General features: G+C 73.2%; 12 protein-coding genes. 7 read left to right on the top strand and 5 right to left on the bottom strand.

Translation table 11 applies throughout. From position 1 onward, the window contains the following. Nucleotides 1-64: 64 nt before the first annotated feature. Entirely contained in the window at nt 65-1,036 is a 972-nt protein-coding gene (locus F6W97_RS41380) for a golvesin C-terminal-like domain-containing protein (protein WP_155370210.1), read from the top strand. Between the two features lie 50 nt (nt 1,037-1,086). Here F6W97_RS41380 and F6W97_RS11345 read toward each other — a convergent pair whose 3' ends face one another. After that, nucleotides 1,087-2,373 carry an ArsB/NhaD family transporter gene (locus F6W97_RS11345; RefSeq protein WP_155370209.1) on the bottom strand — a complete coding sequence of 429 codons (1,287 nt, stop codon included), beginning with the start codon at nt 2,371-2,373 and terminating at the stop codon, nt 1,087-1,089. Beyond that, nucleotides 2,370-2,813 carry a CBS domain-containing protein gene (locus F6W97_RS11340; RefSeq protein WP_155370208.1) on the bottom strand — a complete coding sequence of 148 codons (444 nt, stop codon included), beginning with the start codon at nt 2,811-2,813 and terminating at the stop codon, nt 2,370-2,372. The genes F6W97_RS11345 and F6W97_RS11340 overlap by 4 nt, the downstream gene beginning before the upstream one ends. 258 nt (nt 2,814-3,071) lie before the next feature. On the opposite strand from F6W97_RS11340, the gene F6W97_RS11335 reads away from it, so the two are divergent. Further along, complete coding sequence (locus tag F6W97_RS11335; protein ID WP_155370207.1) at nt 3,072-4,037, top strand: ABC transporter permease; 966 nt, start codon at nt 3,072-3,074, stop codon at nt 4,035-4,037. A gap of 84 nt (nt 4,038-4,121) precedes the next feature. Here F6W97_RS11335 and F6W97_RS11330 read toward each other — a convergent pair whose 3' ends face one another. From F6W97_RS11330 to F6W97_RS11320, 3 genes are all read right to left on the bottom strand, one after another. After that, a complete protein-coding gene (locus F6W97_RS11330) occupies nt 4,122-4,400 on the bottom strand; it encodes a DUF4193 family protein (RefSeq protein ID WP_144127275.1) in 279 nt (92 codons plus the stop codon). Between the two features lie 702 nt (nt 4,401-5,102). Next, complete coding sequence (locus F6W97_RS11325) at nt 5,103-6,869, bottom strand: family 43 glycosylhydrolase (protein ID WP_155370206.1); 1,767 nt, start codon at nt 6,867-6,869, stop codon at nt 5,103-5,105. 371 nt (nt 6,870-7,240) lie between these two features. Beyond that, nucleotides 7,241-8,419: a cytochrome P450 gene (locus F6W97_RS11320; protein WP_230686586.1), complete on the bottom strand. Its 1,179-nt coding sequence runs from the start codon at nt 8,417-8,419 to the stop codon at nt 7,241-7,243. Nucleotides 8,420-8,513: 94 nt separating this feature from the next. On the opposite strand from F6W97_RS11320, the gene F6W97_RS11315 reads away from it, so the two are divergent. The 5 genes from F6W97_RS11315 to F6W97_RS11295 are packed head-to-tail and all read left to right on the top strand — an operon-like array spanning nt 8,514 to nt 13,873. After that, nucleotides 8,514-9,515: a 3-oxoacyl-ACP synthase III family protein gene (locus tag F6W97_RS11315; RefSeq protein ID WP_155370204.1), complete on the top strand. Its 1,002-nt coding sequence runs from the start codon at nt 8,514-8,516 to the stop codon at nt 9,513-9,515. Continuing rightward, the gene (locus F6W97_RS11310; protein ID WP_155370203.1) at nt 9,515-10,264 is read left to right on the top strand and encodes a glycosyltransferase; all 750 of its coding nucleotides are present in this window, start codon (nt 9,515-9,517) and stop codon (nt 10,262-10,264) included. The genes F6W97_RS11315 and F6W97_RS11310 overlap by 1 nt, the downstream gene beginning before the upstream one ends. Further along, nucleotides 10,261-11,412: a cytochrome P450 gene (locus F6W97_RS11305; protein WP_155370202.1), complete on the top strand. Its 1,152-nt coding sequence runs from the start codon at nt 10,261-10,263 to the stop codon at nt 11,410-11,412. The genes F6W97_RS11310 and F6W97_RS11305 overlap by 4 nt, the downstream gene beginning before the upstream one ends. After that, entirely contained in the window at nt 11,409-12,938 is a 1,530-nt protein-coding gene (locus F6W97_RS11300) for a class I adenylate-forming enzyme family protein (protein WP_155370201.1), read from the top strand. The genes F6W97_RS11305 and F6W97_RS11300 overlap by 4 nt, the downstream gene beginning before the upstream one ends. After that, a complete protein-coding gene (locus tag F6W97_RS11295; RefSeq protein WP_155370200.1) occupies nt 12,935-13,873 on the top strand; it encodes an NAD-dependent epimerase/dehydratase family protein in 939 nt (312 codons plus the stop codon). The genes F6W97_RS11300 and F6W97_RS11295 overlap by 4 nt, the downstream gene beginning before the upstream one ends. The last annotated feature ends 7 nt before the right edge of the window (nt 13,874-13,880 follow it).

Here is a 13,880-nt window from a genome sequence, read left to right as displayed (position 1 = left end):
CTGGTTCATTGATATTGGTTGAATAGTTTCACTCTCATTCCTCAACACCCCTGACGGAGAGATAGTGAGACTTCCCCTCGCCCTGCGCGCTGCCGTCGCCGGGCTCGCCACCGCCACCCTCGTCGTGCTCGGCCCCGCCGCGCCGGCCTCGGCGGCGACGACCATCGTGGACAACGCCACCGCCGGCGGTTTCACCGCCAGCGCCAACTGGGGCACCTCGGCCTGGTCCGCGCAGCGCTACGGCGCCGACTACCGCTTCGCCAGCCCGGACACCACGGCCAGCGACGCGGCCTGGTTCACCGCCACGATCGCGGCCGCCGGCCCGCACACGGTCGAGGTCTGGTATCCGGCCGACGCCGGCTACAACAACGCCACCCCGTTCGTCGTGGCGGCCAGCGGCGGCAACCAGACGATCGTGGTGAACCAGCGCGCCAACGGCGGCCGCTGGGTCAGCCTCGGCACCTTCAACCTGGCCGCGGGCACGCGCAGCGTGGTCGGGGTGAGCCGGTGGACCAACGGCGCCGGCTACGTCGTCGCCGACGCCGTCCGCCTCACGTCCACCACCGGCGCACCGGCGTTCTCCCTGCCGCTGGCCAAGAGCGCCCTGCCGCGCAGCGAGTACGACGACCCGCACCACGACTACCCGGCGATCGACCTGCCGGTCGGCACGGGCACGCCGGCGTACGCCGTGCGCAGCGGCACGGTGGTGGTCATCGACGACAGCTCGTGCGGCCGCGGCATCAACCTGACCGGAGCCGACGGCAACGTCTACACGTACTGCCACTTCTCCGCCTGGTCGGTGGCCAACGGGGCCACCGTCACCACCGGACAGCAGCTCGGGCTCACCGGCAACACCGGCAACTCGACCGGCCCGCACCTGCACTTCGGCATCCGTACCGGCACCACCCGCCGGTGCCCGCAGAACTTCCTGCTGGCGCTGTACGACGGTGTGACGCCACCCGCCGCGACCAGCCTGCCGACCACCGGCTGCTTCTACACCAGCCTGACCTCGGCCACGGTCCAGCCGCTCGGCTGACCCGCCCGACCGGTGGAGCGGCCGCTCGCGGGCGCTCCACCGGTGCATGGTCAGAAGAAGCGCAGGTACAGGTACGGTACGCAGATCGCCACGGTGATCACGGTGACGATCAGGCCGTACTTGGTGAACTGCCAGAACGAGATGGGCTTGCCCGCGCGTTCGGCGATGCCGAGCACGACGACGTTGGCCGACGCGCCGATCGCGGTGGCGTTGCCGCCCAGGTCCGCGCCCAGGGCCAGGGCCCACCACAGCACGTTGCCCTGCGGCGTCCCGTCGGCCTTCACCAGGTCGGCCACGATCGGGCTCATCGTGGCGACGTACGGGATGTTGTCCACGATCGCCGACAGCGCCGCAGACGCCCACAGCAGCAGCATCGTCGCACCCCACAGCCGGCCCTCGACGGCGTCGACGGCAGCCGCCGAGATGCTCGCGATGACCCCAGTGTTGACCAGCGCGCCGACCATGATGAACAGCCCCGCGAAGAAGATCAGTGTGTGCCACTCGACGTCCCTGGCGATCTCGTCCGGGTCGAGCCGGGACGCGGCCAGCAGCAGCAGCCCGCCGACGATCGCGACCACTGCCGGCTCCAGGTGCAGCACCGAGTGCAGCACGAACGCGGCCAGCACCGCGGTGAGGAAGACCAGGCTGACCGCCAGCAGGCGCGGGTTGCGGATCGCGTCGCGCTCCCGCATCGCCATCACCGCGGCGACCTTGGCGCTGTCGGAGCGGAACGCGTCCCGGAACAGCCACCGGCACAGCCCCAGGAACACGATCAGCAGCACCACGACGATCGGAGCGAGCACGTTCAGGAAGTCGTTGAAGGTCAGACCGGACCGGCTCGCGATGATGATGTTGGGCGGGTCGCCGATCAGCGTGGCGGTGCCGCCGATGTTGGACGCCATCACCTCCGCGATCAGGAACGGCGCGGCGGGCAGGCCGAGCCGGTCGCAGATGAACAGCGTCACCGGCGCCACCAGCAGCACGGTCGTGACGTTGTCCAGCCCCGCGGACGCGACCGCGGTCAGGACCACGAGCAGGACCATCACCGGGTACGGCCGCCCGCGGGCGCGTTTGACCGCCCAGATCGCCAGATACTCGAACAGCCCTGTGCGCCGCAGCACCGCCACGATCAGCATCATGCCGATGAGCAGCATGATGACGTTCCAGTCGATGCCCGCCTCCTCGGAGAAGAAGGCATGCTCGGCATCCGTCGCGCCGATCAGCAGCATCACCACCGCCCCGCCGAGCGCGGCCGCGACCCGGTGCACCCACTCGGTCGCGATGAACACGTAGGCGGTCACGAACACCGCCACCGCGAGCCACGCCTGGACGCTCATTGCGGCACGACCCGGTCGAGCAGGCCGTGCAGCGTCACCGCGCCGAGCAGCCGGCCGCCGTCGACCACGGCGACCAGCGGGCTGCGGGTGCGCGCCATCAACGAGGCGAGCTCCAAGGCGGTCGCGTCCGGCTCCACCACGGGCAGCTCGTGCGGCTGCGGCGGAAGCAGCTCGCGCACCGTACGGCCGCCCAGCTCGCGGACGAACACATCGGCGGCGGCCTCGTCGACCAGGTGGGTCAGGTTCGGATCGTCCTGGAAGTACGACGGCACCGCCAGGCGCAGCACCTGCGTGGCGGGCAGCACCGCGAACGGCGCACCGGCCTCGTCGACCACGATCAGGCCCGGCAGGTCGGCCTCGGCCAGGATGTGGATGGTGTCCATCGCGGGTGTGGACAGTTTGACGGTGGGCCAGGGCACCACCAGATCGGACGCGCGCATGGGCGGGACTCCTGTTCTGGCCGTCGACGAATACCGTGCCGACCAGACTTCCCGGCGCTCCGCGGCCCAGCCTAGCCGATCATCATGCGGCGGTCCACGTGACGACGCCGCGCCGTGCGGCCTGACGGGGGATCGATCGGGTGGCGGCGGACGGCGGCCGTCGGAACGATGACACGCCGACCGACCGGATCTATAGTGGACTGCTGTCCATTCGCGACGATCATTGGAGGTCCGGACATGGTGACCATGGCTCCGCCCGTGACGGGCCCCGATCTGCCCCCACGACAGCCCCGCCGCGCCGCGGCCCTGTTCGCGCACCTCGGCTGGGAAGCGATCCTGTTCGTGCTGGTCGCCGTGGCAGCCGTCATCGTCGGCGCGCAGAGCGACGGCGACGCCTTCGGCCGCGGCCTGTGGATGGCGGTCGCCACGACGGGCCTGCTCGCCAGCGGCTTCGCCCTGTCTCTGCGTACCGGCAACCCGAACCTCGCGGTCGGGGCACTGGGGATGCTGGCCGGGGTCGTCTACGCCAAGCTCGCCCAGGAGAACTGGCCGGGCCTGCTCGCCGGGGCCACCGCGGTCGTGATCGTCGTGCTGTTCTGCCTCATCCTCGGGGTGCTCACCGGTCTCACCTCGGCTCCCGCCTGGGCGGTGTCGCTGGGCGGGCTCAGCGTCGCCCAGGCCGTCGCGCTGGGGCTGGCCGACTCGCGTGGTCTTCCGCTGCCCGACGGCCCGGCCGCCGACTGGGCGGTATGGGTCTGGGCGGCGGTGTTCGTGCTCGGGACACTGGCCGGCGGAGCCGTCTTCCTCAGCCCGGGGGTGCGCCGCGCGCTCACCGCGGCCCGATCCGACGGCGCTGTCCCGCGCTTCCAGGGCAAGCGGCTGCTCGGCGCGGTGCTCGGGTTCGCCGGGTCCGGCCTGCTGGCCGCGCTCAGCGGCATCGCCCTGGCCGGTCAGCTCGGCGGGGCCTTCGTCGTCTCCGGTGACCGCATGCTGGTCGCGGTGGCCGCGGTGCTGCTCGGCGGCGTCAGCGCGTTCACGTACCGAGGCGGGGTGGCCGGCACGCTGCTGGCCGTCGTGCTGCTGGTGCTGGTCGACTTCGCGCTGCGCCTGGCCGACGTGCCCAGCTGGCTGGCCTTCACCCTGCCCGCCGGCTTGGCGATCATGTTCGGGGTCGTCGTCGGCTGGGTGCTGGACAAGATCTCGGGCCCCGAACTGCCCGCCTAGGGCACACGACGGCGGCGGGGGCCGCCCGGGCCGCGCAGAGCTGAACGCTCGCGCTCCCGGGCCGCGACCGCCGCCCGTGCTACGTCAGGCACATTCGACGCACACGTCCTTGCCTGCCGCCGCCCGCTGGTTGCGGTGGCGGACCAGGAAGCACTTCGTGCAGCGGAACTCGTCCGCCTGCTGTGCCACGACCGGCACCGTCAGCTCCTCGTCGAGCTGTTCGCCGCCGGGCAGGTCGTAGGACTCGCTCTCCTCGACGTCCACCGCCGAAGCGTTGGGCGCATCCCGCCGGGCCCGCAGTTCCTCGAGGCTGTCTTCCTCGACGGCGGGCGTACGGGGCGTGTCGTAGTCGGTGATTGCCATGGTCTTCTCCCCCCTCGTGACGCACCGTTGGAACACCGTCACTGTGGTGCCTATTCCAGTCCCGCCGATGTTGTTCCGCATCACATCTCGGCAGCGGCGGGGTGTTGCAGGTTCAACGCCGGGGCCGTCGTTTCGGTTCGCGGCTGCGAGGGTCATTTTCCGTCCCTCACCGGACCTATTTACGGCTCGGAGATTCCCTGGTGGGGGAGGTGCGCGAGCACCCGCCGCGCCCCGTCGCGGCGGTGCGGCAGGAAGCGGGGACGAGCTGGATCCCACTCCCGCCGACGCACGCGGCCCACCACCACGTGCGGGCGAGAGTGTAGCCCTCCGCGCCGTACTGAATCGTGAACCTCTTGAAGATCGGCGCGCCGCCCGTTGGCGGCTCGACGCCGTCCGGGCGGGGCGGCGGCCGCACGAGGGCCTCACGGTACACCGGAGCTGGGTGCGGATGCGTTGCCGACCAGGAGGTCCGGGCCACTGGCGCGGCTCGCCCGCGGCCGCTCAGGGCGCACGGGACACCGGTCCGTGCGGGGGCCGGTGATCTCGGCCACGGTGACCTTGGCGGGAGGCATGCGGCGAGGTTAGCCGCTGCAAGCGGACATCACACGGTGAACCGCTCATTCATTCCAGTACCGGACGGTTCTTGTGGGTGGGCACGGCCGCCCGCCGCCACCGTTGCGCGGTGGCGGCGGGCGGCGTCGGTCACGAGGCCGGCTCTCCCGAGGGCGCCGTCAGGGTGACGCCGGTCGCGACCGGCACGCCGAGGTTGGGGGTGCCGTCGGCGTTCCAGGTGATCTTCTGGACGCGGGTGGAGCGGTTCATGTCGCAGCCGCCGCTGGTCGAGCTGTTCGCGTGGTACACGATCCAGTCCTCGGTGCCGTCGGGCGACTTGAAGAAGCCGTTGTGGCCCGGCCCGTACACGCTGTTGGCGTTGGAGCGCTGGAACACCGGGTTGGGCGACTTCGTCCACGACGACGACAGCAGCGGGTCGCCGGTGCCGTTGTAGGTGAGCATGCCCAGCTTGTAGTCCGGGGTCGAGCAGTGGCTGGCCGAGTAGATGATGAACGTCCTGCCGTTGCGCTGCAGGACTTCACCGCCCTCGGCGACCGCCCCGCCGACCGTCTCCCAGCTCAGCGTCGGGGTGGTCAGGATGCGGCGGGTGCCGCTGGCGGTCCACGGGTTGCTCAGCGGCCGGATGAACAGCGGCTGGGAGCCGTTGTAGAACGTGCCGAGCAGGTACAGCTGGCCGTTGAGCTGCAGGATGCCCGGGTCCAGCTCCCAGGTGTTGTTGGCCGTCGGGTCGAGCAGGTCGGCCTTGAAGCTGTACGGGCCCATCGGGTCGGTCCCCGCGCTCTCCAGCACGTGGATGCGCTGGGTGCCCAGGTTGTAGGGCTCCTGACCGGCGGTGTAGTAGAAGTACCAGCGCAGCCCGTTCGGGCCGTTGAGCAGGTGGAACTCGGGCGCCCACATGGTGCCCGCGCCGTTGGGGTTGGTCAGGTTGAACAGCACCTGGTCGGTGGCGGTGGCCAGGCCGCGCATGGTGGTGGCCCGGCGCATGGTGATGGTGCGGTTCCAGGTGGTGGTGGCCAGGTAGTAGTAGCCGTTGTAGTACTGCAGCCACGGGTCCGGACCCTGCGCCTTGATCGGGTTGGTGAACGTGTTCGTGCTGCCGCCCGACGTGACCGTCCAGCTGAAGGTCGCGCTGCCGCTGACGCCGCCGCTGGTCGCGGTGGCGGTGACGGAGTACGACGCGACGGTGGTCGGGGTGCCGCTGATCACGCCGGTCGAGCCGTTGATGCTCAACCCGGCCGGCAGGCCGGTCGCCGTCCAGGTGTAGCCGCCGGAGCCGCCTGAGGCCTGCAGGGCGAGCGAGGTGGCGGTGTTCACGGCGGTGGAGCGGCTGCCGGGGTTGGTGACCGTGACGCCGGTGCTGTCGGTGACGTACGACGGCAGGCGCCACACCCGGCTCGTCGCGGTGCTGCACGGCAGTTGGACGAGGCCGGTGTTCGCCGCCGACGAGCCGCCGCTGGGCACGATGCACTTGCCGGAGCCGACCGAGACCACGTTGAAGGTCTTGTCGGTGCCGCTGACCGTCACCGGGGCCAGCCGCCAGCGCTGGTTGGCGTTGCTGTGGCAGGGCCACTGGATGATCGTGGCGTTGTCCGCCGTGGACGCGCCGTTGACGTCGACGCACTTGCCCGAGGTCGACGTCGCGACGGTGTAGGTGTCCGTGGTGCCCGACACCGGCGTGAAGGTGAACCGCTGGTACGTGGCGGAGTTGCAGACCTGCTGGGTGAGCTGCACCAGGTTGGCGGTGTCGCCGCCCGGCAGGGCTGCGCAGTTGCCGCCGTTCTGATTGACGGCGGTCGAGCTGAAGGTGACGATCGCGGCGGCGGGCTGCGGGACCAGCAGCGTCGCGGCCACGACAGCGGGCACGATGAGCAGGGACAGTAGTCGGGAGCGGGTCATGTTCGCGTCCTCCGGGTAGGGGCGGCTCGGCGAGGCGCCGCCATGGGCCGCCGCGGCGCACGCCGTCTCCCCGGCCGGCGGGACGCGCCGTTGGGGGAGCCGTGCCTACCCGGTCACCGCGGGGCTGGTCGGTGCCTCACCTGTTCAGGGCTGTTCGGTGGTGGCGGGTGCCCGCCACCGCTGTTCGCTGAGGTCGGGTCCGTGCTCCTCTCGCCGGGGTACCGGTGCATCGACAGCTGCCACGATGACGGACGAAAACCTTTTCGGCAACGGCACGCACGCCCTGCTCCCCGGCAGCGCCGCAACGACAGCGCCGTCGGCAGTGAAAAGTCCACTGCCGACGGCGCAGGATACGAAAAGGTTTCGCCGGTTCAGGCCGCCGCGGTCCGGATGCGCAGCGACTCGTATGTCGGCACCAGCACCCGCCGGGCCGGGGCCCGGGACACCACCTGCCACGGCCGCCCGTCGGCGGTGAGCGTCTCCAGCAGCCGGGTCAGCTGCACCCGGGCCACCGCCGCGCCGAGGCACAGGTGCCGGCCCGCGCCGAACCACAGCTGCCGGGTCTCCGGCACGTACGCGCGGGTGATGTCGAACGGACCCGCCTTGTTGTCGGCCACGTAGGTCAGCATCATCACCCGGCCGTCCCGGCGCAGCCTGCGCCCGTCGATCTCGGTGTCGCGGGCGATGTGCCGCCCGATCACCGGCGCGGGCGTGGTGACCCGCAGCCCCTCCCGCACCGCGTTGGCCGTCAGCTCCGGATCGGCCAGCAGCCGGTGCTGCTGGCCGGTGTCGTGCAGCAGCGCCACGGTGCGGGTCAGCGACGACGCGCCGGTCTCGGTGCCCGCGATCACCAGCAGCGTGGTCAGCCCCTTCGCCAGGTCAAGCCCGAGATCGAGGTCGCGGCAGCGGCCCAGGATGGTGTCCGGCCCGCCGGTGCGGTACGCCTGCTCGACGCCGCCGGTGATCGCCTCGACCAGCCCGCCCGCCTTCGCGAGCACCTCCGGCGCGAGCGCCGTGGACGCCTGCGTGCCCAGCGCCAGCGCGGCCAGCCGCTCCGCGGACGCGAACAGCGCCAGCGCCGCGTCGTCATCGGACACGGCCACCCCGAGCAGGTCGGCGACGGTGTACGCCGACGTCGTGCGGACCACCGCGGCGAGGTCCACCTCCTCGCCGGCCGCCAGCCGGGCGCGCAGCCGCGCGTGATGCGGGCCCTGCACCCGGTCGACCAGAAGCCGGGCGCTGTCCTCGGTGAACATGTCCCGGGCCAGCGAGCGCAGCTCGGCGTGGCGCGCCCCGGCGAAGAACGACGCGAACTCGGCCCCGAACAGCTGGCCCCACAGGTCGCCGACGCCGCCCTCGCCGACCATGCTGAACGCGGGGTCGTTGAGGATGCGCCGGGACAGCACGGGATCGGTCACCACCCAGCCGAGCCGGGGCAGCCGCACCATCGGGCCGAGCACGCGGCCCACGGTGAGCAGGGTCCACAGCGCCGGGTTGCCCGCCCGCAGCAGCCGGGCCTCGTGCCTGCGGGCCTGTGCGTGATCGGTCACCAGACCCTGAAGCATTTTCACCCTCCGACTACCGTGCTCAGATGGTAGGCCATGCCGGGACGCCCTCGGGCGCTCCGGCCGTGTTGGAGGTGGGATGAGAGCCAGGATCGTCGGGGTGGAGGCGCACCTGCCGCCGGTGCGCGTCAGCAGCGCACAGGTGGAGCGCCGGATCGCCGAGCACAGCCAGGGGTTCGTCCCGCATCCCACGATCGTGGAGCGGCTGACCGGCATCCGGCACCGGCACTACGCCGCCGACGACGTGCAGGCTTCCGACCTGGCCGTGGCGGCCGCGGAGAAGCTGCTGGCCGGGCACGGCCTGGCCGCGTCCGACGTGGACCTGATCATCTTCGGGTCGGCCTCGCAGGACCTGATCGAGCCCGCCACCGCGCACATCGTGGCCGCCAAGCTCGGCGCGAGCTGCCCGGTGTTCGACGTGAAGAACGCCTGCAACAGCTTCCTCAACGCGGTGCAGCTCGCCGAGGCGCTGATCGTCACCGGGCAGCACCGCCGGGTGCTGGTCTGCTCCGGCGAGGTGCCGTCCCGGGCGATCCGCTGGCAGGTGCGCGACCGCGCCCAGTTCATCGACGCGTTCGCCGGGTACACGCTGTCCGACGGCGGGGCGGCGATGCTGCTGGAACCGGCCACCTCGGCCGGGGTGTTCCACCGGCGCTTCGCCGCCGACTCCACCGCCTGGGACGTCGGCACCCTGCCCGCCGGCGGCACCATGCACCCGCGTGATCCCGACGCGACGTTCTTCAGCGGCGACGGGCGGCGGCTGCGGGACGTGTTCGTGCGCAACGGCGCCCGGCTGTTCCTGGAGGCGCTCGGCGACACCGGCCTGAGCTGGGACGACTTCGCCGTCGTGTGCGTGCACCAGGTCGCGCTGCCCTACCTGGAGCAGCTGCGGGCCGGGCTGGGCATCCCGGCCGACCGGCTCGTCGTCACCCTGCCCGAGCACGGCAACCTGGCCAGCGTCACGCTGCCGCTGCAGCTGGCCACGGCGATCCAGGACGGACGCTGCGGGCCCGGCGACCGGGTCGCGCTGATCGGGCTGGCCGGCGGCGTCAGCCTCGGCGTGATGTTCGCGGAGCTGTGATGGGCCACCGGTTGTGGGTCGTCATCCCGGCGTACGACGAGCAGCGCTCGATCGGGGCGACGCTGCACCGGCTGACCGAGCAGACCGATACCGCGTTCACGGTGGTCGTGGTCGACAACGCCAGCACCGACGCGACCGCGTCGATCGCCGCCGGGTTCGCCGACCGCCTCGACCTGCACGTGATCACCGAGCCGGTGAAGGGCACCGGGGCGGCGGCGGACACCGGCATGCGGTACGCCATCGCCCACGGTGCGACGCTGCTGGCCCGGACCGACGCCGACTGCCTGCCCGCGCCCGGCTGGATCGCCGCGGTGCGCCGCGGCTTCGACGCCGGGCTGCGGATGCTCAGCGGCCCGCTGCGTCCCCGCGCCGACGAGTTCCGGCTGCGCTGGTGGGAGCGCCGTCTGCTGCCCGCGGTGGTGTCGACCGCGGCGGCGTTCGGCCGTTTCCGGCCTGGCAACCGCGATCCGGCGTACGTCGGCCCGTACGTGATGATGCCCGGCTGCAATCTGGCCATCACCGCCGAGCTCTACGAGGCGGCGGGCGGCTTCCCACGCACCCGCATCGAGGACGTCCATGAGGACCGGGCGCTGGTCAACCGGGTGCGGCGGCTGACCCGCGACTACGGCCTGCGCCGCGACGTGCTGGTGCACGGCTCCGTCCGGCGGCTGCGCGCGTACGGCCTGATCGGCACCCTGGCGTGGTACGCCGACCACCGCTACACCCCGGACCGGGTGGACATCCGGTGAACCCGGGCACCTGGGAGCGCCGGCTCTACCGGCGCGCGCACCCGTTCGCGTACCCGCTGCTGCGGTTGCTGGCCCGGCGCGGGCCGGTGGTGCGGGTGCCGGGCCTGGGCGTGGTGGTCAACGACGCGGGCCTGGCCCGGCAGGTGCTCCTGGACGGCGAGACGTTTCGCAAGGACGGTCCGGGGTCGTCCGGCGACCTGTGGACCCCGATCCTCGGCCCGTCGGTGCTGCTCAACATGGAAGGCCCGGCGCACCGGGCCCTGCGCGGCAGGCTCGCCGAGCTGTTCACCCCGGGCTACGCCGACCGGCTGTGCGCGCAGGTGCTGGCCGGGCCGCTGGCGGCGCTGTCCGGCCGGCTCGGCCGCGGCGAGCCGGTGGACCTGGTCGACACGATGCGGGTGATGGCGGGCGCGGTGATCTGCGCCGTCGTCGGGCTGGAGTCCGGGTCGGAGGACGACCACCGGCAGATGTTCCACCGGGGCGAGCAGATCGTGTCCATGGTGACCCTGCGCACCCGCATCCTTTCCCCGGCGCAGGCGCGCCGCGCCCGCGAGGTCCTGGCACCGGTCGGCGACGTCGCGGCACGCGCCTACCGGGCCGGGGACGAAGCCACCGTCATGGGTCGGATGCGGGCGCTGGGCATCTCCGAGGCCGAGGCGCGCGGCGCGGCGGGCGCGTTCTTCCTCACCGGCACCGAGACCGTGGCGACGCTGGTGCCCCGCCTGATCGCGCTGCTGCACGACTTCGGCGAGCTGGACCGGGTCGCCGCCGACCCGACGCTGCTGGACCCCGCCGTCGACGAGGCGATGCGGGTGAGCACGCCGACCCCGGTGATGCTGCGCAGCGTGCACGCCGAGGCCGCGATCGGCGCGGTGGCGGTCCGGCCCGGGGACCGGGTGCTGCTCGCCACGCACAACTGCTGCCAGGCGTACGGGCCGTTCGACCTGGACCGGCCGCACCCGCCCGAACTGCGGCGGCTGTGGTTCGGCGCGGGCCCGCACTTCTGCATCGGCTACCCCCTCGCGATGGCCGAGATCCGGGCGGTGGCCCGCACCGTGCTGGCGGCCGCGCCGCTGCGCATCCTGCGCCGGTCAGCCGCACGCGGCGTGCTGATCCCGACCTACCGGGAGCTGGTGGTGGGCCGGTGAGCCTGGTGGAGAAGGTGCTGTCGCAGGCGTCGCGGACCCCGTCGGCGGTGGCCCTGGTCGCCGGGGACGGCGCGGAGCTGAGCTACGGCGAGCTGCGGCGGCAGGTGCTCTCGGTGCGCCACGGGCTGCGCGAGAACGGGCTGCGCCCCGGCGACGGGGTGCTGTTCTCGGTGCGCCCGTCGCCGGAGTCGCTGGTGCTGGCCATCGCCGTGGTCGCCGCCGGGGGCTGCGTGATCTTCGCCGACCCGGGGGCGGGGCCGGAGATGTTCACCGCCCGCATGCGGCTGGCCCGCCCGCGCTGGTCGGCCGCCGAGTCCCTGCTGTACGCGGCGAGCCGGCTGGCCCCGGTCCGGGCGTACGCCCGCCGCCGGGGTCTGCTGCTGCCGAACCTGTCCGCGCTGGACGTGGCCCGCCACGTCTATACCGGACGCCGGCTGCCCGGCGTGCCCGCGGGCGCGCTGTCACTGAACGGCCTGCTCACGACGTTGCCCGCCGAGCCGGACTCGTTCACCGACCCGGACGCCCCGGCCGCGGTGATCTTCACCTCCGGCACGACCGCCCACCCGCGGGCCGTGGTGCACACCGGGGCGTCGCTGTCTGCGGCGCTCGGGCTGCTGCGCGAGCGGGTGCCACTCGGCCCCGGCGACGTCGTGCACACCGACCAGCTGATGCTCGGCCTGCCGACGCTCGCCTCGGGCGCGCGCTGGTCGCTGCCGCCGCTGACCGGCTCGGCGGCCCTGTTCGGCGAGCACCTGCGGCAGCGGCAGGCCACCCACACCTACTGCGTGCCGGTGCGGCTGGCCGAGGTCCTCGACGCGGCCACCGGCCCGCTGCCGCCGAGCCTGCGGCACATCCTGCTGGGCTCCGCGCCCGCGCCCGCCGGGGTGCTGCGCCGGGCCGTCGCGGCCGCCCCGCACGCCGAGGTGCTGTCGGTGTACGCGATGACCGAGATGCTGCCCGTCGCGGTGGCCACCGCAGCCGACAAGATCGCCCACGTGGCGGGCGGGGAAACCGGCGACCTGCTCGGGGAGCCGCTGCCCGGGGTACGGGTCAGCGTCGCCGCCGACGGCGAGCTGCTGCTGGCCGGGCCGAACCGCAGCCCCGGCTACCTCGGCGAGCCGCCGTCGCCCTGGCTGCCCACCGGCGACCTCGCCCGCCTCGACGCGTCGGGCCGCCTGGTGCTGCTCGGCCGCAAGAAGGACATGCTGATCCGGGGCTCGTTCAACCTCTATCCCGGACTCTACGAACCCGCGGTCACCGCGCTGCCCGGCGTCGCGGAGGCCGCGTACGTCGGGGTGCCCGACCCGGAACACGGCGACGAGCGGGTGGTGCTCGCCGTCGTCGCCGCGGACCCGGCCGAGTCGGCCGCGCTGCCCGCCCGGCTGCGGCGTGAACTGCCCGGGATCATCGACCACGACGCGCTGCCCGACACCGTCGTCGTGCTGCCGCGCCTGCCCCGTTCCGGCCGCGGCCGGAAGGTCGACCGGGCGGCGCTGCGCGACCTGGTGAACCCGGCGAGCCGGTGAGGATCGCGGTCACCGGCGCGTCCGGCTTCGTCGGCGGCGCGGTGTGCCGGGCGCTGACCGGAGCGGGCCACGACGTCGTCGGCTTCGGCCGCCGCCCTTCGCCCGCGCCCGGCCACCTCGGCTCGGCCGCTTACCGGCGATGGGACCTGACCGGGGGTCCGCTGGCGGACCCGCCCGCGGTGGACGCGGTGGTGCACTGCGCGGGCACCGTCTCCGACTGGGGACCGCGCCGCGAGTTCTTCGCCGTCAACGTGGACGGCACGAGGCACGCCCTGGCCACCTGGCCGCAGGCGCGGTTCGTGCACGTCAGCACCGCCAGCGTGTACGACCCGAGGCGGCCGACGGTCATGGCGACCGAGGAGCAGGCCCCAGCGGGCCGGTACCTCAACGCCTACGGCGAGTCCAAGGCGGCGGCCGAGCGGGTCGTGCTCGCCGCGGCCATGGACCGACCCGCGATCGTGCTGCGACCGCACGCGATCTACGGTCCCGGCGACACCACACTGCTGCCCCGCGTGCTGTCCGCGGTTCGCGGCCGGTGGCTGCCCGCGGTCGGCGACGGGCGGCAGCCGATCAGCCTGACCTCGGTCGGCAACCTGGCACAGGCTTGCGCGCTCGCCGCATGCGGTCCGGTCGAGCGGGGCGTCTTCAACGTCACCGACGCCGCACCCGTCGTGCTCGACGACGCTCTGCGCGCCATCCTGGCCGCCCGCGGCGTCGCCGCCCGGCCGGTGTACCTGCCCCTGCCCGCGGTGTGGCCGCTGGCCACAGCCGCCGAAGGGCTGTACCGGCTGGCCCGGTCCCGGCGCCCGCCCCGGCTGACCCGTTATGCGATCAGCCATCTGGCCGTGGAGCGGACGCTCGACATCACCGCGGCCCGCCAGGCGCTCGGCTACCGGCCTGACCCGACGTCGTTCTCCGGCGCGGCGGCCTGGTAGCCCGGCT

The sequence above is a fragment of the Catellatospora vulcania genome (assembly GCF_009720385.1).
Classification (GTDB): Bacteria; Actinomycetota; Actinomycetes; order Mycobacteriales; family Micromonosporaceae; genus Catellatospora; species Catellatospora vulcania.
Note: the sequence above shows the minus strand (reverse complement) of the source record. Positions and strands in the feature narration are given on the sequence as shown.

Excerpts from the sequence above, each read along its gene's own strand:
- F6W97_RS11345 (WP_155370209.1), bottom strand. The coding sequence starts at position 2,373 with ATGAGCGTCCAGGCGTGGCTCGCGGTGGCGGTGTTCGTGACCGCCTAC.
- F6W97_RS11340 (WP_155370208.1), bottom strand. The coding sequence starts at position 2,813 with ATGCGCGCGTCCGATCTGGTGGTGCCCTGGCCCACCGTCAAACTGTCC.
- F6W97_RS11330 (WP_144127275.1), bottom strand. The coding sequence starts at position 4,400 with ATGGCAATCACCGACTACGACACGCCCCGTACGCCCGCCGTCGAGGAA.
- F6W97_RS11325 (WP_155370206.1), bottom strand. The coding sequence starts at position 6,869 with ATGACCCGCTCCCGACTACTGTCCCTGCTCATCGTGCCCGCTGTCGTG.
- F6W97_RS11315 (WP_155370204.1), top strand. The coding sequence starts at position 8,514 with ATGAGAGCCAGGATCGTCGGGGTGGAGGCGCACCTGCCGCCGGTGCGC.
- F6W97_RS11310 (WP_155370203.1), top strand. The coding sequence starts at position 9,515 with ATGGGCCACCGGTTGTGGGTCGTCATCCCGGCGTACGACGAGCAGCGC.